At 43.8% G+C, this 20384-nt stretch carries 16 protein-coding genes and 1 other annotated feature; of the genes, 6 read left to right on the plus strand and 10 right to left on the minus strand.

All coding sequences use genetic code 11. From position 1 onward, the window contains the following. Positions 1–10: 10 nt before the first annotated feature. Complete coding sequence (gene tyrA, locus ZX61_RS16615; RefSeq protein WP_049845714.1) at positions 11–1138, plus strand: bifunctional chorismate mutase/prephenate dehydrogenase; 1128 nt, start codon at positions 11–13, stop codon at positions 1136–1138. A gap of 66 nt (positions 1139–1204) precedes the next feature. Here the strand turns inward: tyrA and ZX61_RS16620 are convergent, their stop codons facing one another. The 3 genes from ZX61_RS16620 to ettA form a co-directional block, all read right to left on the minus strand. Further along, positions 1205–2173 (minus strand): M23 family metallopeptidase, encoded by a 969-nt coding sequence (locus tag ZX61_RS16620; protein ID WP_049845715.1) that lies wholly within the window; start codon positions 2171–2173, stop codon positions 1205–1207. Positions 2174–2185: 12 nt separating this feature from the next. Continuing rightward, positions 2186–2557 (minus strand): PilZ domain-containing protein, encoded by a 372-nt coding sequence (locus ZX61_RS16625; RefSeq protein ID WP_049845716.1) that lies wholly within the window; start codon positions 2555–2557, stop codon positions 2186–2188. 166 nt (positions 2558–2723) lie between these two features. Beyond that, a complete protein-coding gene (ettA, locus tag ZX61_RS16630) occupies positions 2724–4391 on the minus strand; it encodes an energy-dependent translational throttle protein EttA (RefSeq protein WP_049845717.1) in 1668 nt (555 codons plus the stop codon). 258 nt (positions 4392–4649) lie between these two features. Here ettA and sltY point away from each other — a divergent pair, with 258 nt between their 5' ends. Next, a complete protein-coding gene (gene sltY / locus ZX61_RS16635; protein ID WP_049845718.1) occupies positions 4650–6605 on the plus strand; it encodes a murein transglycosylase in 1956 nt (651 codons plus the stop codon). A gap of 14 nt (positions 6606–6619) precedes the next feature. After that, positions 6620–6916, plus strand: coding sequence for a trp operon repressor (gene trpR, locus ZX61_RS16640; protein WP_049845719.1), 297 nt, complete (start codon positions 6620–6622; stop codon positions 6914–6916). A gap of 26 nt (positions 6917–6942) precedes the next feature. Here trpR and yjjX read toward each other — a convergent pair whose 3' ends face one another. The 7 genes from yjjX to ZX61_RS16675 all read right to left on the minus strand — a co-directional run bounded on the left by yjjX (position 6943) and on the right by ZX61_RS16675 (position 15343). Further along, entirely contained in the window at positions 6943–7476 is a 534-nt protein-coding gene (yjjX, locus tag ZX61_RS16645; protein ID WP_049845720.1) for an inosine/xanthosine triphosphatase, read from the minus strand. Beyond that, positions 7442–9787 (minus strand): putative bifunctional diguanylate cyclase/phosphodiesterase, encoded by a 2346-nt coding sequence (locus ZX61_RS16650; RefSeq protein WP_049845721.1) that lies wholly within the window; start codon positions 9785–9787, stop codon positions 7442–7444. The genes yjjX and ZX61_RS16650 overlap by 35 nt, the downstream gene beginning before the upstream one ends. Further along, complete coding sequence (locus tag ZX61_RS16655) at positions 9771–10811, minus strand: polyamine ABC transporter substrate-binding protein (RefSeq protein WP_049845722.1); 1041 nt, start codon at positions 10809–10811, stop codon at positions 9771–9773. The genes ZX61_RS16650 and ZX61_RS16655 overlap by 17 nt, the downstream gene beginning before the upstream one ends. Positions 10812–10981: 170 nt before the next feature. Then, a complete protein-coding gene (gene pheA, locus ZX61_RS16660) occupies positions 10982–12160 on the minus strand; it encodes a prephenate dehydratase (RefSeq protein ID WP_049845723.1) in 1179 nt (392 codons plus the stop codon). 13 nt (positions 12161–12173) lie between these two features. Then, positions 12174–12294 (minus strand) — a sequence feature (Phe leader region). 113 nt (positions 12295–12407) lie between these two features. Continuing rightward, positions 12408–12734, minus strand: coding sequence for a ribosome hibernation-promoting factor, HPF/YfiA family (hpf, locus tag ZX61_RS16665; protein ID WP_049845724.1), 327 nt, complete (start codon positions 12732–12734; stop codon positions 12408–12410). Between the two features lie 345 nt (positions 12735–13079). Further along, positions 13080–14501 carry a lytic transglycosylase F gene (locus ZX61_RS16670; RefSeq protein ID WP_049845725.1) on the minus strand — a complete coding sequence of 474 codons (1422 nt, stop codon included), beginning with the start codon at positions 14499–14501 and terminating at the stop codon, positions 13080–13082. A gap of 116 nt (positions 14502–14617) precedes the next feature. Then, positions 14618–15343 (minus strand): outer membrane protein assembly factor BamD, encoded by a 726-nt coding sequence (locus tag ZX61_RS16675; RefSeq protein ID WP_049845726.1) that lies wholly within the window; start codon positions 15341–15343, stop codon positions 14618–14620. Positions 15344–15478: 135 nt separating this feature from the next. Here ZX61_RS16675 and rluD point away from each other — a divergent pair, with 135 nt between their 5' ends. The 3 genes from rluD (at position 15479) to clpB (ending at position 19877) form a co-directional block, all read left to right on the plus strand. After that, positions 15479–16459, plus strand: coding sequence for a 23S rRNA pseudouridine(1911/1915/1917) synthase RluD (gene rluD / locus ZX61_RS16680; RefSeq protein WP_049845727.1), 981 nt, complete (start codon positions 15479–15481; stop codon positions 16457–16459). A gap of 4 nt (positions 16460–16463) precedes the next feature. Further along, entirely contained in the window at positions 16464–17192 is a 729-nt protein-coding gene (gene pgeF / locus ZX61_RS16685) for a peptidoglycan editing factor PgeF (protein WP_049845728.1), read from the plus strand. Positions 17193–17303: 111 nt separating this feature from the next. Next, positions 17304–19877 carry an ATP-dependent chaperone ClpB gene (gene clpB / locus ZX61_RS16690; RefSeq protein ID WP_049845729.1) on the plus strand — a complete coding sequence of 858 codons (2574 nt, stop codon included), beginning with the start codon at positions 17304–17306 and terminating at the stop codon, positions 19875–19877. Positions 19878–20384: the final 507 nt, after the last annotated feature.

Raw genomic sequence — 20384 nt, forward strand, 5'->3', positions numbered from 1 at the left:
AGGAATATCAATGGCAGTTGAATTGAATGAATTGCGCGAGCAGATAGACGCAGTTGATAAACAGATTTTGGATTTATTAGCACAACGACTTTGTTTGGTAGAGAAGGTTGGCGAAGTAAAAAGCGAACATGGTTTGCCAATCTATGCCCCGGATCGCGAGGCAGCAATGCTTGCCTCTCGCCGTGAAGAGGCAGAGAAAAAAGGGGTACCGCCGCAACTCATCGAAGATATTTTGCGTCGAACTATGCGCGAGTCTTACGCCAGCGAAAAAGATTCAGGCTTTAAGTGTCTCAAGCCAGAGTTACGTTCTGTTGTTATTGTTGGTGGTAACGGTCAGCTTGGCGGACTGTTTGGTCGCATGTTCAAACTATCTGGTTATGATGTCAAAGTGCTAGGCAGTAAAGACTGGCACCGTGCTGATGAACTACTAAAAAATGCAGGCATGGTGGTTGTCACTGTTCCAATTCATTTGACTGAAGGTGTAATTGAGAAGCTAGACCAACTCCCTGAAGATTGCATCTTGTGTGATTTGACCTCGATTAAGTCTAAACCACTGCAAGCAATGCTGAATGTGCATAAAGGGCCAGTTGTCGGCTTACACCCTATGTTTGGTCCAGATGTTCCAAGCTTAGCTAAGCAGGTTATTGTCTACTGTGATGGTCGTGGTGAAGAGCATTATCAGTGGTTGTTAAAGCAGTTTTCTATCTGGGGTGCGAGCTTATGCCAGATTGATGCAAGTGAACATGACCACGGTATGACGTTGATTCAGGCACTAAGACACTTTACGTCGTTCGCTTACGGTCTACACCTAAGCCGAGAAAACCCAAATATCGATAAGCTACTGCAGCTTAGCTCACCTATCTACCGTTTGGAGTTAGCAATGGTTGGTCGTCTGTTTGGCCAAGATCCTAACCTATACGGGGATATCATTCTCTCTTCTCAGGAAAACATCGACATGATCAAGCGTTTCCACCGCTGTTTCGGTGAGGCGTTGGAAATTCTGGATGGTAATGACAAACAAGCATTTGTCGAGAGCTTTGATAGAGTGAGTGACTGGTTTGGCGATTACTCAAAGCAGTTCCTTGATGAGAGCCAGAACTTGTTAAAACAAGCCAATGACTCCATTCATCGCGGCTAGATAACCTCTATTTACTTGGATGAAAAAGAGCGACCAGACGGTCGCTCTTTTGCTATCGGTGCATGACTACTGAACCGTGAGGCTAGTAATTGGTAGTTCTTGGTCATTCTTTACGGTTCTGACTGAACTATCTTGGTAAGGGTTGTTGGTTAAGTTAACTTGTAGTCTGACGGTATCATCGATCAGTTTAACTAGCGGCGCCCACTTTACCTTTTTCTCTTTTTCGAATAGGTGGTTAAAGTTTTCCGGTGTCCAGTCCATGGTATATTGCGGGTTAAGCGCACGACCGAGGAAGCGTACCTCATAATGGAGGTGAGGGCCGGTTGAATTGCCTGAGTTGCCACATGTCGCTATTACATCTCCTTTACTCACAAACTGGCCGCTGCGAACTTTAAACTTATGCAGATGAGCATAGGAACTCATAAAACCAAATGAATGACGAACAGTTAAAAAATTGCCGAAGCCTTTTTTACTTGGTCGTACAGTTTCAATGACGCCATCAGCGGGGGCATAAATCTCTTCGCCACGCTTACAGGTCAGATCAATACCTGTATGGCTATGCCGCTTACCCGTTATAGGGTTAGTGCGTCGGCCAAATGAAGAAGAAATGCGTTCATAGTTCATTGGTGTGTCGTTAGGTATTAAACGAAACATAGTAGCACGTACCGCAGAATCCACTGCAGCAGCATCAATACGGTTTTCTAAGCTTGAATTATCGAGCACTTCATCTGCTAACCCAAGTACCGATTCGACATCATATACGCGCTTGCCTAATACATGGATCTGACTACGTTTTTCTTCCAGTTCTTGAGAAAGAGAGTGGGTAGTATCGATCTGTTCTGCATAGAGTATCTCAAGCTCGCTAAGTTTAGTGCGTAGAGCTTGCTCTTGATGCCACTGATTGTAGCCATAACCTGTTGCCGCAATTAAACTACCTACGACAAAGGCAATAGAGGAAAACAGTTTTTTTCTTGAAACATCAAAATGTTCTACCCCCGATGAGTTGGGGATAGAAATGGTAATTTTTTTCGACATAAATTAGCTAGATTAGGTGTATTCACCTAAATCGGAGAGGTGCTCAATATCCCTGTGCAACAGTTCATCATCACCTACGTTTAATTCAACTAATCGCTTCAAATGCCCGATACTCTCAATATCAATATGATCAATGCTGACACGAATCACATTGTTATTAAGCCCAACAATGTTTCCTACAAGTTGGATCGTGACATCACTTCCTGCAAGCGAAAATTCAACATCTACTTGTTTATCTGTGTCGAGCTGGTCTGACTGTTCGCTGGTGGCTAAGAGTCCATGCAGCGATAAATCACACACTAAGGCAGTCACCTTGGTGGATTCTTGAGTCAGTGTTGCTTGAGTTTGATAAACAATGCGCGAAAAACGACGACGTTCGATCATAATCTTCTCTCTATATTTCAACTCATAAGAGTAACAAAACAAAAGTGGCTACTATGCGCGGCTGTTCGCATTCTTCGCTTTAATCAATACCAGAAATTATCTGTATTGTGAGCTATATAATAAAGGCCGCTAATACTAGCGGCCTTTGCACAAATTTCAAGCGTATTTACTTAGCAATACGTTTGTATTTGATGCGATGCGGTTCCGCAGCCTCTGGGCCGAGAGTCTTCTTCAGCCACTCCATGTATTCAGTATAGTTACCTTCGTAGAAGTTAACTTGACCTTCATCGCGGTAGTCGATGATGTGTGTTGCAACACGGTCTAGGAACCAACGGTCATGCGAGATAACCATGGCACAGCCAGGGAACTCAAGTAGTGCTTCTTCTAGAGCTCGTAGTGTTTCAACGTCTAGGTCGTTGGTCGGTTCATCGAGTAGCAATACATTACCACCCGCTTTTAGCAGCTTAGCAAGGTGAACACGGTTACGCTCACCACCAGACAACTCACCGATCACTTTCTGTTGATCTGAGCCTTTGAAGTTAAAGCGCGAACAGTAGGCACGAGCTGGGATCTCAAAGTTGTTGATTTTGATGATATCCGCACCTTCAGAGATTTCTTGGTAAACGGTTTTCGAATCATCCATAGAGTCACGGAACTGATCGACAGACGCCAGTTTCACCGTATCACCCATCTCGATAGAGCCAGAATCAGGTTGCTCTGTTCCACTTAACATCTTAAATAGGGTCGACTTACCTGCACCGTTGGCACCGATGATACCGACGATAGCGCCTTTAGGCATGCTGAATGATAGATCATCAATCAGTACGCGGCCGTCAAACGATTTCGTTAGGTTATTTACTTCGACAACCTTATCACCTAGACGCTCACCTGGTGGGATGAACAGCTCGTTGGTTTCGTTACGTTTCTGGCGATCGCCGCTTTGCAGTTCTTCAAAGCGAGCCATACGTGCTTTAGATTTAGACTGACGACCTTTAGGGTTTTGACGAACCCATTCAAGTTCTTTCTCAATCGTTTTCTGACGTGCTTTCTCTTGAGATGCCTCTTGCTGCAGACGCGCATCTTTCTGTTCGAGCCAAGAAGTGTAGTTACCTTGCCATGGAATACCTTCACCACGGTCAAGTTCAAGAATCCAGCCAGCTGCATTATCTAAGAAGTAACGGTCGTGGGTGATTGCCACAACAGTACCTGTGTAGTCCACTAGGAAACGTTCTAGCCATGCAACCGATTCTGCATCCAAGTGGTTGGTTGGTTCGTCGAGTAGCAGCATGTCTGGCTTTGAAAGAAGTAGGCGACAGATAGCGACACGGCGACGCTCACCACCAGATAGGTGCTCAATCTTCTGATCCCATTCAGGAAGGCGAAGTGCATCAGCAGCACGCTCTAGAGCATTCTCTAAGTTGTGACCCTCTTTCGCTTGAATTAGTGCTTCAAGTTCACCTTGCTCTTTTGCTAGCGCATCGAAGTCAGCATCTGGTTCTGCGTAAGCAGCGTATACTTCGTCAAGACGCTTCATCGCACCTGCAACATCGGATACGGCTTCTTCAACGATTTCACGCACCGTTTTAGATTCGTCCAGCACTGGTTCTTGCGGTAGGTAACCGACATTAAGGCCTGGTTGCGGACGAGCTTCACCATCGATATCAGTATCAATACCAGCCATGATGCGTAGCAGGGTGGATTTACCTGCACCATTGAGACCCAAAACACCGATTTTTGCGCCAGGGAAGAAGCTTAGAGAGATGTCTTTAAGAATTTGTCGCTTTGGTGGCACAATTTTGCTCACTCGCGACATGGTATATACGTATTCAGCCATTGCCGATCGTTCCTAAATAGTCAATTCACGTAAAAGGTTATTTTATACTAACCGAGCTCAGTTTGTTACCAGAGAAAGTGAGTCTCTTAAATAGAGATACTTTGCTGATGAATTACTAATCAACAGTTTGCCCAAAGCAAGCTGAATGTCACAGTTGTGTGAATTTATTATTATTTACATCTACACCCTTTACAGCGCTGATTACAATAAGCATAAATAAGGAACACCAAAGATTTCTAATCTCAGGATGAGACTCTTATGACGCTGACTTTTCTCAAGTCGCTGCATCGTATTCCTTCATCGATTTTGTTTGTTTCTTCGATGGTTTGCAGCGCAAGTTTTGCCACATCAGCCGTGGCTTTAGAACTCCAACAACAGCGAGACTTATACGATCAAGCTCAGTCATTGCTTGATGAAAAACAAGTCTCTCAGTATAAAAAACTAAGACCTAAAATCGCGGATTATCCTCTCACGCCTTATATCGACTACCGTAGTTTTCTGGTCGATATTGGTGACCGAACACCTAGTGAAGTGGATCAATTTATTGCAGGGCATCGCTCTTTCCCTTTCTCAAATCGAATGCGAGCGCCGTATATCGATGCGTTGGCAAGGAAAGGCAAATGGCAGACTCTATTGGAGTTCCAAACCGAGGAGCCAAGAGGAGAAACCTATCAATGTTACTTCTACAATGCTCATGCTAAAGCGGGTGACAAAAAAGTAGCATCTGCTGGGGCTAAAAAACTGTGGTTATCAGGGCACAGTATTGCTGATGCTTGTGACCCACTATTTGAAGCTTGGGATAATGCGGGGCTTAAAACAGACCAGCTAGTGCTTGAGCGAATGTTATTGGCGTTTGAGGCAAGAAATGGCAGCTTGATGAATTACCTAAAGAAGCAGCTCAATTCGTCGAGCGCAAAACGACAAGCCGATGAAATGAAAGCACTGTTTAGTAAGCCCGAATCGGTTCAGGCGTTTGCCAAGAAACATAAAGTCACTGAGTTTTACCAAACCCAAACCAAGCTCGCTTTTAAGAAGCTGGCACGCAAAGATGTCGAAATGGCCCAGAAACAGTTCGATGGGGTGGTTAAGGGCCAGCACTTCGACAAAGCCACGGCGCAGCATCTTGCTGATTATGTTTCGTTTCGTTTGATTAATACGGATTCAGGGTCGTTGGCTAAGTGGCGAGATAAGAAAATTGCCACCTCTTCAAGTGTGCCTTTGATTGAACGTCGTGTGCGTCTTGCGATTCAGTTTGCTGACTGGCAAGGCGTTGAAGGTTGGATCGAGCAGTTACCGCAAGATAAACAACAGAGTTTACGTTGGCAATACTGGCTTGCGCGCAGTGAAATCGCACAAGGCGACCGCCAATCAGGTCAGAAACGGATGGAATCCCTTATTGGTCAACGCAACTTCTATAGTGTTGCTGCTGCAAAAGAACTTAAGCGTTCTATCGAATATCCAACTTCAGTAATTGCGCTCAACCAAGACATGATTAAACAGTATCGTGTAGAGCTGTTACGTATCGAAGAGTTAATCGACCGCGACAAAATCGCCGCAGCGAAAAGTGAATGGCGTTGGTTGTTGCAGCGAGCGGAAAAATCACAAAAAGAGATGCTAGCAGCATTTGCTTCATTTAAAGGCTGGCATCACTTGACGGTGGCCGCGAGTATTCAGGCAAAAATGTGGGATAACTTAGCTGTTCGTTTCCCAGTGGCCCATCGCTGGTGGTTTAACTTCTACGGAGATAAACACAGCATAGATCCAATAACCTTAATGTCTCTCGCTAGGCAAGAAAGCGCACTCGATATTGAAGCGAGATCGCCAGTTGGCGCGCGCGGAATTATGCAAATCATGCCATCGACGGCGAAGTATACCGCGAAAAAATATAAGATTGATTATCAAGGGTACAAAGACCTTTACCAAGTAGGTAAGAACATTGAGATAGGCAGTCACTATCTCGACGGCTTACTCAAACGCTACGATAACAATCGAATTTTCGCGTTAGCTGCGTATAATGCAGGACCTCATCGAGTGAAAACTTGGCGTGAAAGAACGCAAGGAAAACTAGATGCTTATGCGTTTATCGAGGCAATTCCGTTTAAAGAAACTCGCGGATATGTACAAAACATTCTGATGTTTGAAACTTATTATCGTGAGGTACTCGGTGTTGATGGAGCCTTCTTAAATCCGCATGAGCTGAACGCGAAATATTAGCGAGCACCGAATAGATGTCTTTGGAACCTGAGTATAAAGAGTGGCAACAGATCTTAGACCTGATTGAACATAGTACAGAGTCACAGCAACACCAGATGCTGCTGACCATGTTATTGACACCAGATGAGCGTGAAGCGCTTGTGGCACGAGTCAATATTTTTCGTGAATTGCTAAAAGGTGAGTTGTCGCAAAGACAGATTAGCCAAATGCTAGGTGTTGGTATTGCAACCATCACTCGCGGCTCAAATGAGCTTAAGTCAAAAAGTGAAGGTGAAAAACAACAAATTGCCTTTCTACTAGAAACAAAATAAGGATGCTGAGGCATCCTTATTTCTTTCTATAGATTCGCAGGGAAATGCTCAGGGTTGGCAAACGGAATCAAGGCCAGTATTAACGCTTGATGGTAGACTGAGCTGCGGGTGAGCAAATCGTGAGTGAGCAAACTTATTGCGCCACCTTTCTGTTTGATATTCTCTGTACCGAAGACTTCGTCCATGACATCTCCAAGTTCATTAGCGTGCTGAAGCTTGTCGATGACTACTGGTGGCAACATTAGACTTGCCGAACGAGATTCACCACGTTGGGTTTGTGATTCAATGACCATCCAAGCGAAGGTGACAGTGCCTTCAATGCCAGCCTCTAAGCCTACATAGTAGTCTGCATTTGGGTGCTCTGCTTTTGCGTTAGCGACGCGGTTGAGCGCGCCTGCATGAGTCTCTTCATTCGTCATCGGCTGATCAGCGACCCCACTGTCGACACTCACTCCAGAAAAATGAAATGTTTGCAGAGGGAATGTGGCTTCAAATGCACTTTTCACCGCGTTGATCTTAGCGGGATTAAGCGACGCTACAATAACCGTCTTCTCCGGCATGGATATTTCCTTTAGGGTCTGTGTAGATAAAACTCAATTGCGTAAGTGAAAGCGGTGGAGATAAATGATAACCCTGCATATAGTCACATTTATTCTCTGCAAGCCAGCGATGCATCTCTTCAGATTCAATCCCTTCCGCGGTCACCATCATAGATTGCGAGTGGCAAAGGTCAACCAGAGGTTTCACTACCTGATGATTATTAGTTTTAATCAAGGTTTCTAAGAATTCGCGGTCAAATTTAATCTTCTGTACAGGATACTCTACTAACTGAGTAATAGAGGTATAGCCAGACCCAAAATCATCAATGGTTAATTTAAAGCCCATTTGAGCCAGTTCATGAAGGAGTTGATAACTTTGTGAGTCTGAGGCGAAAGTTTCGGTAATTTCAAAATCGATCAAATGTGGTTGAATTGGATACTGATCCATCAATGTCTGAATATCCGCCGCAAGTTGTAAAGAGTCTAGCTCTGCAGACGATAAGTTAATCGATAGTTGGACTGGACTATCAAAGCATTCTTGTAGCTGTTGGAAGTCAATAAATGCCTGTCTAATAACCCAGCGGTCAATGGTGCCAAATAGGCCAATTTGTTCTGAAATTGGAATGAACTCACTAGGGGTTACTTTGCCCAATTTAGGCGAGTCCCATCGAAGTAGCGCTTCAACCCCTTTGAGCTTCTTACCTGCACGATCATAGTAAGGCTGATAGAGTAATGTAAACTCATTTTCTAGATCGCCTTTTCGTAAAGCACGTTCTACTTGAGTGCGTCGACGAACAATTTCATCCAGTTCTTTGGAATAATGGGCTATTTGGTTTTTGCCAGCTCGTTTAGCTTGATACATGGCGGTATCTGCATGAGAGAGCAGTTTGGCTAAATCCACTCCATCGTCAGGGTAAGAGGCGATACCAATGCTCGCAGTAATTGGGAAACGACCAATAGAGGCATTGGTATGATTCTGAATCGGGTCCAATACGGACTGAGCTAACACATCGGCGAAAGTACCTGCCTTATTTGTGGCAATAAAGATGGCGAACTCATCGCCAGACAATCTAGAAGCCAGTGATTTTATTCCATATTTAAACTCGCTTTCTAAGCTGAGTGTTTTGATGTGTTCGGCAAAGTTAACCAGTAAAGAGTCACCGACGTGATGACCATATTTGTCATTCACATACTTGAAATTATCTAGGTCGATATACAAAATCCAAGCGTGGCTGTAGTTAAATTTATTGGCCAAGGTACGCTCAACGTAGATCTGAAACTGGTAGCGATTAGCAAGCTGGGTTAGGTGGTCATTTTCGGCCATCGCTTTGGTTTTTTGATAGCTAGAGTTGAGTTCTTTATACATGTCATAGAAACGCACTGACAAACGGCCAATTTCATGGTCGCTTTCAAGTTTTTCAATATTGGCGCGTTTACGCAGTTCGACTTCTCTCAATTGGCGATCAAGGTGCGTAATCGGTTGAATAACATGGCGGTAAAGTAAGAACAAAAGAATCAGCACAGTCACTAAAGATGAGGCCCCAAATGACAACATGAGCCGCTGTTCGATCTTTGCCAGCTTCTGTGTTGTAAGATATTGCGCAGGATCGAGGACTGCGTATAAGCCTGACATGAGTTCCACTGATTGCGTTAGGCCCGATTTGATAATCGGCGTTGCAGAGAAAAAGATACTGCTGTCGTTGTCGAACTCAAGAATATGTTTTAGCTGATCAAACTTCTCCAACGAGAGAGAAACAATAATAAAGAACACCTGATCTTTGTTATAGCTAAGTGGAGAGACCAGTGTGCTGTCATCTAGAACATCATAGCGTATGAGGATATTTTGACCCTGATAACTTTTAGCAAACCCAGTATGGCTCATCTGCCCAGTTGTTTTATAAGTGTACTGTACGTATTGACGAACATTGTCATCCAGTGCCGAAAAGGGGTCGTTTTGGTTGTCAGCATAAAAGCGTACTCTGTGCTGACTGTCGACGATAGCCACCGCAATGTCATCCTGCTTACTAGGTTGCAGGTTTTCGATGGTGGTTTGCAGGTTGTCTATTAATTTCATCTCTCGATAAGGGTTCTCTGGCTGGCCAAAGTAGTGACGGATAATATCGCTTTTGGTTAAAGTCAGAGAGTAGCTATTGATCAAAGCCATTGATTGACGAAAGTGACCAGCGAGTTTTTCCATTGAGAGTTGAAGATAACTTTGCTCGCGCTTTATCAGTGCGTCTTTTTGATTGAAGTAGATGCTATAGCTAGAGATAACAGCACTCAACAGAATGACAGGCGCAACGAGTAATAATACTCTAGTGTTTAGCTTCATGACGTTTAAGTATTTGGTTAATTATTTTTGCTCTTAGGCTTATATTTTCTGCAGAGAGCTCGCTATCTATGCGTGCGTTTTTAATTCTTTCTGCAGGTGGGAACAATGATGCATCATTTAAGTACCAATCGGGCAATAGTTTCGTTGCACTTAAATTCGGAGTAGCGGCTTTGATATCGATTGCATTTGTTGCAGCCACTTTGGGAGACATAAGGTACTCTAAAAAGGCAAATGCTTGCTCTTTCTTTTCTGAATGACTGGTGATCGCCAAACAGTCTACCCAAAGAAATAGCTCACCTTCAGGTATCACGTAGTCCCATTTGTCTTGTTGGAACGAGCGGTTTAATGAGTATTGGTCTCCGCTGTAGGCCAGCGTCATTTGCATTTGATTGATATTTTCTTGGCTACGAACGTAGCTCAGAATGTACTCGTAAGTTAGAACCTTTTCGCTAAATTTAATCATGGCAGGATAAGCTGCTTGTAGCTGTTTATGGTCTTCTGTTGCTGGTGAAATTCCTAGGCTGTATAAGACGGGTAGGAAACTTTCCACACTGTCGTTGATCATACCAATCTTGCCAAACAGCTCTATGGGAGGATCTACAAATTCTTGCCAAGTTGCCGGTGGTTGGCTGATTTTATCTTTTCGATAAGCAATCCCAACCGTTCCCCAGAAATAAGGCACAGCATATTGACCACATGCTCGATTCCATTTTGGGTCGTTGTTTGAACGATTTTTTAGTTCGGATAAGTCTTCAAATGAGCCAAGACGTCCATAGATTTGTGCCGAGACATTGTCCAAGACCACTACATCAAAGGGTAACTGAATACTCTTCATCATCAACAAGCTACGTTCATCATCATTGTCAAAGTGAGAGAGTGTAAGTGATGCGCCAGACTTACTTTCCCAATCGGAACGAACATTTGGTGAGAGTGTATCTTCCCACATGTAGATATTCAGTCCTGTTTCTTGAGCGCTAACGGTTGAGTTGAATAGGGCGAGTAAAGATAAGAACGAAGCTCTCATACTGACTAAGAGGTACCTTATAAGATAAATCAGAAATATACTGCTTATCAGAGTCAGTTTAATAAGGGCCGACACAACACTAATATGCAACTAAATATCCTGCGATATTAAGAATATTAATAAATTGTGTCAGCTACTAAGTGGTATTTATTTGAGCTATGTAGATATATTTATTGCAGTTTTACTTGCGTCGGTTTCACATTTTCACTTGGATAGCAGCCAAGAACTTTAAGATGTTTTGTGATCTTAGTAAGTTCATGAAGCGCTTGTTGCATTGCTTGTGAGTCGAGGTGAGCTTCTAGGTCTACATAGAACATCTCTTCCCAAGGGTTGCCCATGATTGGGCGCGACTCAAGTTTGGTCATGTTGATACCATAACGTTGCAGAACCAATAGCGTTTCAACTAGTGAACCTGCTTGCTGTGATGTCGACATAATCAAGGTGGTCTTTGCTGGGATTTGCGCTGATACCTCGACAGGCTTGCGTGCAACCACGATAAAGCGAGTGTGGTTTTCTGTCTGATTAGCAATATTGCTCTGGATCGGCTGTAAGCCGTAAAGCTTGCCACTCGATGCATTACCAATTGCTGCGACATCAGAGCGATTCATTTGCTTGATTTTCTGCATCGCGTCTGCTGTGCTTGCGCAAGACTCAAGCTTCACGCCATCAAGTTTGCTCAAAAACTCACTGCATTGAGCATGGGGTTGAGGGTGTGAATAGAGTGTCTTGATCTCTTCTAAGCGTAGCTCTGAAGTGGCAACTAAGCAGTGCTCAATCGGGAGAGTTAGCTCACCAACGATATAGAGCGTGGTGTGCTGAAGTAGGTCGTAGACTTCGTTGATCGAGCCCGAACTGGTATTCTCGATTGGTAACACACCAAAATCGGCATGGCCCGACTCAACGGTATGTGTCACTTCCTTAAAGTGTTCGCAGTTTAACTCGATGAGTTCCGTGTTCTTACGGCTAAAGTACTCACGACTTGCCAGGTGCGAGTATGAACCTTTTGCACCAAGGAAAGCGACACGAGCAAGCGGCTTACGGCTCAATTCAGGATTAGCTAAGTTTTGCAGGTAAGACTGTTGAAGAAGCACTGAGTCTTCAATAATGGTATGGAATAACTTGGTGATGTACTGAGCATCAAGTTGGTATTTTTGATGACCATTATTAATGAGCTTGACTAACAGTTGTTGTTCACGGTCGGCATCGCGTACCGGTTTAGAGGTTTGTACTTTGCTTTTCGCTACTTCAATACTCATTTGGCGACGCTCAGATAACAACTGGAGTAGTTGGTCATCCAGTTCATTTAAACGCTGTCGTATTTCTTCAAGTGAGTATTTTTGGTCAGTCATCCTGGTATTCCTTATAAAAAAAGCCTCCCTTTGGGAGGCTTTCTGTTCGTTTTTGACTTATCTTTCGAAAACGAGAGAGCCTCCAAGCTTAGTGGAGAAAAAATAAGTCGAAAAAGAACAGTGTAGGTTGGTGCATATTAATCAACTAAGTAGTAAATCCTTGAACACAATAAGCAACAGGTTATGGGGCGTCAAGCAAAAAAATAGCGCCAATTGGCGCTATTTTTATAAACCTCTTATTTTGTTTTTATTCTATTTCTTCTTCAAGCTCTGGTTTATCAGTACGACGTGCTTCTGGCTTGTGACGTAGTTTGTTTAGCTGACGTTCTAGTTTCTGTTCTACCTCGTTAACGGCAGCGTATAAATCTTCGTGAGTAGCAGAGGCAATTAGTTGTCCTTTCGGTACGGTAATCACAGCTTCAAATTTCTTCTGTTTATTTGGCTCCTCGCTAAAGGTTGCCTGACAACCAATAATGTCTACTTGCCACTTTTCTAGTTTTTTAAACTTGCTCTCAATGTGATTGCGGATTGCAGAGGTGATGTCGATATTTTTACCAGTGATGTTTACTTTCATAAATGTTTTCCTCTGTGTCATCCCTCATGGGTTAACTCCAGATTACGTATCCAAGGGTAAAATAATGTGACTTGCATCACTCTTTGGCGGGTGTTTTTAGGCATTGAAATTAAACGTGATCTATCTCAAATAGTCTACCGATAGGGAGTCGAAAAAGCTTGTGTCAGTAAAAAATCTCATTAGATTGGTAGAGGTAACCAGCTAAAATTCAACTGTTTTTTAGGGGCTTTGTACGACCTGATAAAAACACTTGATTGCAAATTAATCATCTGAAAAATGTGAATTAAATTCCATTTCCTATTCCGGCCTCATTTCCGCTGTTTTTACCTTTATGGAATTGTAGTTTTATCGTTCTTTCGCAGTGTTGCGCGCTGCCTGATTTTCTCTTAACAGTTTCAAAGAATTGAGTTGTTTGTAGATGATAAAGTAGCGATTAATGTTAGACACATAGTGAACGGGCTCTCTTCCAATATTTCTACGGGCCATGATTTCTACATTGCGAAACCACTTGTTGGGGTCGTAACCATTTTGCTGTGCAAGACGGCGCATTTTTCGGATATTTGCAGGACCAGCGTTATAGGCTGCAAGTGAGAAGTAGACCTGATCTTCTGGCATGATATCGGGCTGACTAAAATAGCGATCTTTAATAAATCGCATGTACTTTACACCCGCATGAATGTTGTTATCGACTTGGTAAATATCCGGAATATTGACGTTGGGATCTTTTGCAGTACTTGGCAGAACTTGCATCACTCCTACTGCACCTTTGTGGGATACCTTACTCTGATCGAGCCCTGACTCCTGAAAACCTTGGGCAGAAATCATTAAAGAATCGAAACTGTATTGGTCTGAGTACAGCTCAAATATTGGGGTCAGGGATTCAAGTTTATTGATGTGGTTGGGATTCAAAATGCGCTTAAGCCATGTCGTGTTACCAAGGTATTTACCATAGATAACATTGCCAAGTAAGGTGCCTGAGCGATAGTTCTTGAGGTATTGATTAACGAAGGACTCGAGTTTAGGACTGTTTTTTCGCATCGCCCAAGCGATCTGTCCTTCTGCACGTAAAGGAATCTGTGCGTGAATTTGAATGTTCTCCATGACCTTTAGCCACAGCTCTGTTTTGTGGCTATCGAGTATGGTGGCGGGAATATGTCCTTGGTTAACCATCTCAACCAGTTCATAGTCTTGTAAGGTTTCTTCAATAAATCGAATTGTTACGGGTTGCAACGATTTCCTGTCTAATTCCTTGTTGAGTTTCTGCAAACTCTCGAAATAGCTTGAGCTTGCTCGTACCCAGATTTCTTGACCACTTAATTGGTGCAAAGAGGTAATAGGTTCGATGGCATTATGGGTGATAAGTAGCTCTTGAACACCTTTCAAAACAGGTGCACTAAAGTCGATTTTTTCTCGCCTAGATTGAGTAATGGTTAGGTTGGCAACGGCTAAGTCTCCGTAGCCTTGTTCAAGAGATGGGAGTAATTCGTCGCGATGGACCGGAATTACTTGCAGGTTAAAATACGAGGAGCGCTGTCTCAGCTCTTTTTCGAAATGGTATAGAAGCTCAGCAAGTATACCTTTGGGTTTACCTCCTTCAACATAGTAGAAGCCCAAGTCAGCAGCGACTAGGACTCTTATGACTCCTTTCTTTTCGAGTACGGGAAGGTCACCAAAGTATGGCTGCTTTTTCAATGGCGACAATGAAAGAGCGTGGGCGCATTGAAATGAAAGTGCTAATAATAAGATCGAAACAACGGATCGCAGCATGACTAACCTCTAATCAATATTGATTAAAATGTAGTTGCTAAATGGTACAGGTGCCAAGAAGGGATACAAAAAAGCGCCTTCAAATGTGAAGGCGCTTTTTCTATTAAATTAGCAAGTTACTCTGGATTGAGTTCTATCAGTTCTTCCGTTCGCTTAACTGCATCTTCAAGTCCAAGCTGTTGGTAGGCTTCGAGTTGAATCTCTAAAGATTTACGTGCGGCTTCTGTATCTGGGTAAGTTTTCTGTAGCTCTTGAGTGCGATTGATTGCGGCAATCCAAGCTTCACGGCGGAGATAAAAATCAGCGGTAGCCAAATCGTAATTCGCTAAGCGATTCTTAAGTGCATACATACGTTTTTGCGCATCTTCAGCATAAGGACTAGTTGGGTATCGCTCTAGTAGCTTTTTAAAGTCCGCAAATGCTTTCTTAACCGGTTCAGGATCGCGGTCGCTACGATCTATGTTAAACACGTCGTGCATAAAGTTACGATCTTGCGCCATATGCGTAAGGCCACGCATATACAATACCCAATCTAGTTTTTCATGGGTTGGGTTAAGGCGCATAAAGCGTTCAATCGTTGCTAAACCTAAGGCTAAATCGTCGTTTTTGTAGTACGCGTAAATGAGGTCAAGTTGCACCTGCTCTGAGTAAGCACCAAACGGGTAGCGAGAATCTAGCGCTTCCAGTTTGCTAATTGCTGTCAGCCAGTTGCCACTTTGGAGCGAAACCTGTGCTTCTGAGTAAAGCTCAGATGGTGGCACATCTGGCACAACTTCTTCGCTGCTAGAGCAGCCTACCAGTACAGATAATGCCAACAAGCCAGATAAAGTTTGCTTTTTCATGTCAGGATTCGATTCCTTGAGATAAATATTTCTATTGCTTCCGTTACTTTCTACCGTGTAACAGATACAATGTCCAAATAGTATATTTTTCCACAGTAGTGGCAATTAGTCTCACATTTTTAAAAAAAGTTCGATATGGCTCAGCAGATTGAATTAACAAATACAGTAAAAGATAGCCAATTAGGTCAGCGTTTAGACCAAGCTATCGCCGAATTATTCGCCGACTTCTCCCGTTCTCGCCTCAAAGAGTGGCTTTTGAATGGTAAAGTTCAAGTAAACGGAGAAGTCATCACTAAGCCACGTACCAAAGTAATGGGCGGCGAAGAGATTACTCTGCAAGCGGAACTTGAAGATGAAGAGCGTTGGGAAGCGCAAGATATCCCTCTTGATATCGTTTATGAAGATGACGATATTATGGTGATCAATAAACCACGCGGTTTTGTGGTCCACCCAGGCGCAGGTACACCAGATGGGACAGTGTTGAACGCATTGTTGCATCATTACCCAGATATCGCTGAAGTACCGCGTGCAGGTATTGTGCACCGTCTTGATAAAGATACAACGGGTTTGATGGTGGTAGCCAAGACGGTTCCTGCTCAAACACGCCTCGTTCGTGCATTACAGAAAAAGCGCAACTTTGTTCGTGAGTATGAAGCAATTGCAATTGGTCGTATGACGGCTGGTGGTCGAGTTGAACAGCCTATTGGTCGTCACTCTACTAAGCGAACGCTAATGGCAGTCAGCCCAATGGGTAAGCCTGCTATTACTCATTACCGAGTAGCAGAGCATTTTCGCGAGCACACTCGCATTCGTTTGCGCCTTGAAACAGGTCGTACTCACCAGATCCGTGTTCATATGTCTTACCTGCAGCATCCTCTATTAGGTGACACTGCATATGGTGGTCGCGCTCGCATACCTAGTGGTGCTTCGCAAGAGTTGGCAGAGCACATCCGCTCTTTTGACCGTCAGGCTCTGCATGCTGTCATGCTTAAGTTTGAGCATCCGATTACTGGTGAAGAAGTGGAGTTTCATGCGCCAGTGCCAGATGACATGGTAGAAATGGCTGAAGCGCTTCGCCAAGACACCCGCGAACACGGATTAGAAGACGAGTTTTAGTTTCATGGAGATGATCGTTCCTAACTGGCCAGTAGCAAAACAGATAAAAGCCTTCTCTTCAACACGAGTGGATGGCTTTTCTACTGGTGTGTATCAAGGTTTGAACCTAGGTACGCATGTTGGGGACGAGATCTCAAAGGTGGAACAAAATCGTCAGTGGCTCATAGAGCAAGCAAAATTGCCAAGTGCGCCAGTTTGGTTGAATCAAACTCACTCTTCTGTCGTAGAAGAAATCAAAGCCCCAACAGCTCTCGTTTTAGATGCTGATGGAGTCTTTACTCAAAGCTCTGGGGTGGTGTGTTCTGCCATGACCGCAGATTGTTTGCCGGTTTTGCTTACTAATGTACAGGGAACGCAAGTGGCGGCGGTACATGCTGGATGGCGCGGCCTAGCCAGTGGTATCGTTGAAAATGCGCTTGAAAAGTTTGACGGTGAAGTGATGGCTTGGATTGGTCCAGCCATTGGATCGCAGGTGTTTGAAGTTGGGAAAGATGTTGTCGATGCATTTGTATCTGTAGATACTGGTGCCATGGCAGCATTTGCTCCACGTGAGCTGCAAGGCAAATGGCTAGCTGACATGAATCAATTGATTACTCAAAGGCTACAGCGCGCCGGAGTGAACCAAGTTTATTACAGCAACCTTTGTACTTACTCAGATGCAGAGCGTTTTTACTCTTATCGCCGTGATGGAGTTACTGGGCGCCAAGCAACTTTTATCTGGATAGAAAATTAATCGTCTGTTTTCATAGTGGAAACAGGTATCCTCCCCTTGAAAATTACCTCTAGCGTATCCATCTTTCATACTGATTAGTTAATTTTTCTCAGTTGAGGTAGGAAGGTAGTTATGCGTCTTGACAGATTTACTAGCAAATTCCAAATCGCAATATCTGACGCTCAATCATTGGCATTAGGCCGTGATCATCAATATATAGAGCCAGTGCATTTAATGGTGGCACTGATGGATCAAAACGGCAGCCCGGTTCGCCCTCTTTTGACTATGCTCAACGTTGATGTGACTCACTTGCGCTCTAAGTTAAGCGAAATTCTCGACCGACTGCCCAAGGTAAGCGGTATTGGTGGGGATGTTCAGTTATCTAGCGCTATGGGCACCATGTTTAATTTGTGCGACAAAGTGGCACAGAAACGTCAAGATTCATATATCTCCTCTGAAGTGTTCCTGCTCGCGGCGCTAGAAGATAGAGGTCCACTAGGCTCACTTTTAAAAGAAGTGGGCTTAACTGAGGCTAATGTTTCTGAAGCAATAGATAAAGTGCGCGGTGGGCAAAAAGTGAATGATCCAAATGCAGAGGAGCTTCGCCAAGCGCTAGAGAAATTCACCATTGATCTGACCGAGCGAGCAGAGCAAGGGAAACTTGACCCCGTCATTGGACGTGATGACGAAATTCGCCGTACGATTCAAGTCTTACAACGACGTACTAAAAATAACCCCGTTATCATTGGTGAACCTGGCGTGGGTAAAACTGCGATTGTGGAAGGCCTTGCTCAACGAATCATTAATAATGAAGTACCTGAAGGTCTGCGCAGTCGTCGAGTACTCTCCTTAGATATGGGGGCGTTAGTTGCGGGAGCTAAATATCGAGGTGAGTTTGAAGAACGCCTTAAGTCGGTACTCAATGAGTTATCTAAAGAGGAGGGCAATATCATCCTCTTTATCGACGAAATTCATACCATGGTTGGTGCGGGTAAAGGCGAAGGCTCAATGGATGCAGGTAACATGCTTAAACCTGCCCTTGCTCGCGGTGAGCTTCATTGTGTTGGTGCCACAACTCTTGATGAATATCGTCAATATTTAGAGAAAGACCCAGCATTAGAGCGTCGCTTCCAAAAAGTGATTGTCGATGAACCTAGCGTTGAAGATACAGTCGCTATCTTGCGTGGTTTGAAGGAACGCTATGAACTCCACCATCATGTAGAGATAACCGATCCTGCGATTGTCGCAGCGGCAAGCTTGTCACATCGCTATGTTTCGGATCGTCAGCTTCCGGACAAAGCCATTGACCTTATTGATGAGGCGGCTTCAAGCATTCGTATGCAGATCGATTCAAAACCAGAATCTTTAGATAAGTTAGAGCGCAAGATCATTCAACTTAAGATCGAGCAGCAAGCATTGACCAATGAACATGATGATGCGAGTGAGAAGCGCTTAACTATCTTAAACGATGAATTGACAGAAAAAGAACGTGCCTTTGCTGAGTTAGAAGAGGTTTGGAACGCCGAGAAAGCAGCGCTATCGGGCACTCAGCACATAAAGTCTGAGCTGGAGCAAGCTCGTATGGATATGGAGTTTGCCCGTCGCGCAGGTGATCTCAATCGAATGTCAGAGCTTCAATACGGCCGAATTCCGGAACTAGAGAAACAGCTAGACCTTGCTACCCAAGCTGAAATGCAAGAAATGACTCTGTTACGTAATAAGGTCACAGATAACGAAATCGCTGATGTACTCTCTAAGCAAACTGGGATTCCAGTTTCTAAGATGCTTGAAGCGGAGAAAGAAAAACTACTGCGTATGGAAGATGTCCTACACAAACGTGTCATTGGGCAAACTGAAGCGGTAGAAGTTGTCGCAAATGCAATCCGTCGAAGTCGAGCTGGTCTATCTGATCCAAATCAGCCTATAGGCTCTTTCCTGTTCTTAGGGCCAACAGGAGTCGGTAAAACTGAGCTATGTAAAACATTAGCCAGCTTTATGTTTGATAGTGAAGATGCGATGGTACGTATCGATATGTCAGAGTTTATGGAAAAACACTCTGTCGCTCGTTTAGTCGGCGCACCTCCAGGTTATGTCGGTTATGAAGAAGGGGGCTACTTAACTGAAGCGGTTCGCCGTAAGCCATACTCGGTAATCTTACTTGATGAAGTGGAGAAGGCGCATCCAGACGTATTCAATATCTTGTTACAAGTATTAGATGATGGTCGCCTAACTGATGGGCAGGGGCGAACGGTCGACTTCCGCAATACCGTTGTCATCATGACCTCTAACTTAGGCTCTACTCGGATTCAGGAAAATTTCGGTTCTGTTGATTATTTGGGTATGAAAGAGCAAGTCATGGACGTGGTAAGCAAGCATTTCCGCCCAGAGTTTCTTAACCGTGTCGATGAAAGTGTCGTGTTCCACCCACTAGGCCAAGACCACATCAAGTTGATTGCGTCTATTCAATTAACGCGTTTATCGAAGAGAATGGAAGAAAAAGGTTATTCACTTGATGTGTCTGAAAAGGCACTAGATGTGATTGCTCAAGTCGGCTTCGATCCTGTTTTTGGTGCTAGACCGCTTAAGCGAGCGATTCAGCAGAGCGTAGAAAACCCATTAGCCAAAGCAATTCTGGCTGGAAAAGTGATACCAGACAAACCAGTTAAACTGCTAGTCAACAATGATCAGATTATTGCACACCAATAATTTCATTCATTGAATGTTTAAAAGAGCCCAATTTAGGGCTCTTTTGCGTTCTTTTTAGACTTATTGGTCGTTTGCTGACCGAACGGCCTGAAGTGGCCACTTTTTTTTAATTTAACCCTTGTGCTTCGAAGCTAACTCTCTATAATGCGCCTCCGTTGTCACGGGAAACCGAGCTGAAGAGTAATGACAACCGAGGCGGTGAAAGTTAAGCATTAACTTTCGAAGAAATAACGAAAAAAGTGTTTGACACTAGAAGTTATCTCGATAAAATGGCCGTCCGTTTTGAGCAGAGCCCAAAACGAAGTTCTTTAAAAATATAGACCTATCAATCTGTGTGGGCACTCGTTGATGATAATCCAAATAGTTTCTTCGGAAACAATTTAGGTTTCAATGAACTGAGTGACCAATTTGATAACTTCGGTTATCGAGCACAGTCAATTCATTATCGTTCTGTTGGAACGATAATAGCTTTAAAATTACACAGTAGTTTTGAAGTCAGTATTCATT

Source organism: Vibrio sp. VPAP30 (genome assembly GCF_001188205.1).
GTDB classification, from domain to species: Bacteria; Pseudomonadota; Gammaproteobacteria; order Enterobacterales; family Vibrionaceae; genus Vibrio; species Vibrio bivalvicida.

Bases quoted from the DNA above. Each gene is read 5' to 3' on its own strand.
- ZX61_RS16620 (WP_049845715.1), bottom strand. From the start codon at position 2,173: ATGTCGAAAAAAATTACCATTTCTATCCCCAACTCATCGGGGGTAGAA.
- rluD (WP_049845727.1), top strand. From the start codon at position 15,479: ATGGCTCAGCAGATTGAATTAACAAATACAGTAAAAGATAGCCAATTA.
- ZX61_RS16670 (WP_049845725.1), bottom strand. From the start codon at position 14,501: ATGCTGCGATCCGTTGTTTCGATCTTATTATTAGCACTTTCATTTCAA.
- pheA (WP_049845723.1), bottom strand. From the start codon at position 12,160: ATGACTGACCAAAAATACTCACTTGAAGAAATACGACAGCGTTTAAAT.
- ZX61_RS16625 (WP_049845716.1), bottom strand. From the start codon at position 2,557: ATGATCGAACGTCGTCGTTTTTCGCGCATTGTTTATCAAACTCAAGCA.
- sltY (WP_049845718.1), top strand. From the start codon at position 4,650: ATGACGCTGACTTTTCTCAAGTCGCTGCATCGTATTCCTTCATCGATT.
- yjjX (WP_049845720.1), bottom strand. From the start codon at position 7,476: ATGCCGGAGAAGACGGTTATTGTAGCGTCGCTTAATCCCGCTAAGATC.
- trpR (WP_049845719.1), top strand. From the start codon at position 6,620: ATGTCTTTGGAACCTGAGTATAAAGAGTGGCAACAGATCTTAGACCTG.
- pgeF (WP_049845728.1), top strand. From the start codon at position 16,464: ATGGAGATGATCGTTCCTAACTGGCCAGTAGCAAAACAGATAAAAGCC.
- tyrA (WP_049845714.1), top strand. From the start codon at position 11: ATGGCAGTTGAATTGAATGAATTGCGCGAGCAGATAGACGCAGTTGAT.
- clpB (WP_049845729.1), top strand. From the start codon at position 17,304: ATGCGTCTTGACAGATTTACTAGCAAATTCCAAATCGCAATATCTGAC.
- ZX61_RS16655 (WP_049845722.1), bottom strand. From the start codon at position 10,811: ATGAGAGCTTCGTTCTTATCTTTACTCGCCCTATTCAACTCAACCGTT.
- ZX61_RS16650 (WP_049845721.1), bottom strand. From the start codon at position 9,787: ATGAAGCTAAACACTAGAGTATTATTACTCGTTGCGCCTGTCATTCTG.
- ettA (WP_049845717.1), bottom strand. From the start codon at position 4,391: ATGGCTGAATACGTATATACCATGTCGCGAGTGAGCAAAATTGTGCCA.
- ZX61_RS16675 (WP_049845726.1), bottom strand. From the start codon at position 15,343: ATGAAAAAGCAAACTTTATCTGGCTTGTTGGCATTATCTGTACTGGTA.
- hpf (WP_049845724.1), bottom strand. From the start codon at position 12,734: ATGAAAGTAAACATCACTGGTAAAAATATCGACATCACCTCTGCAATC.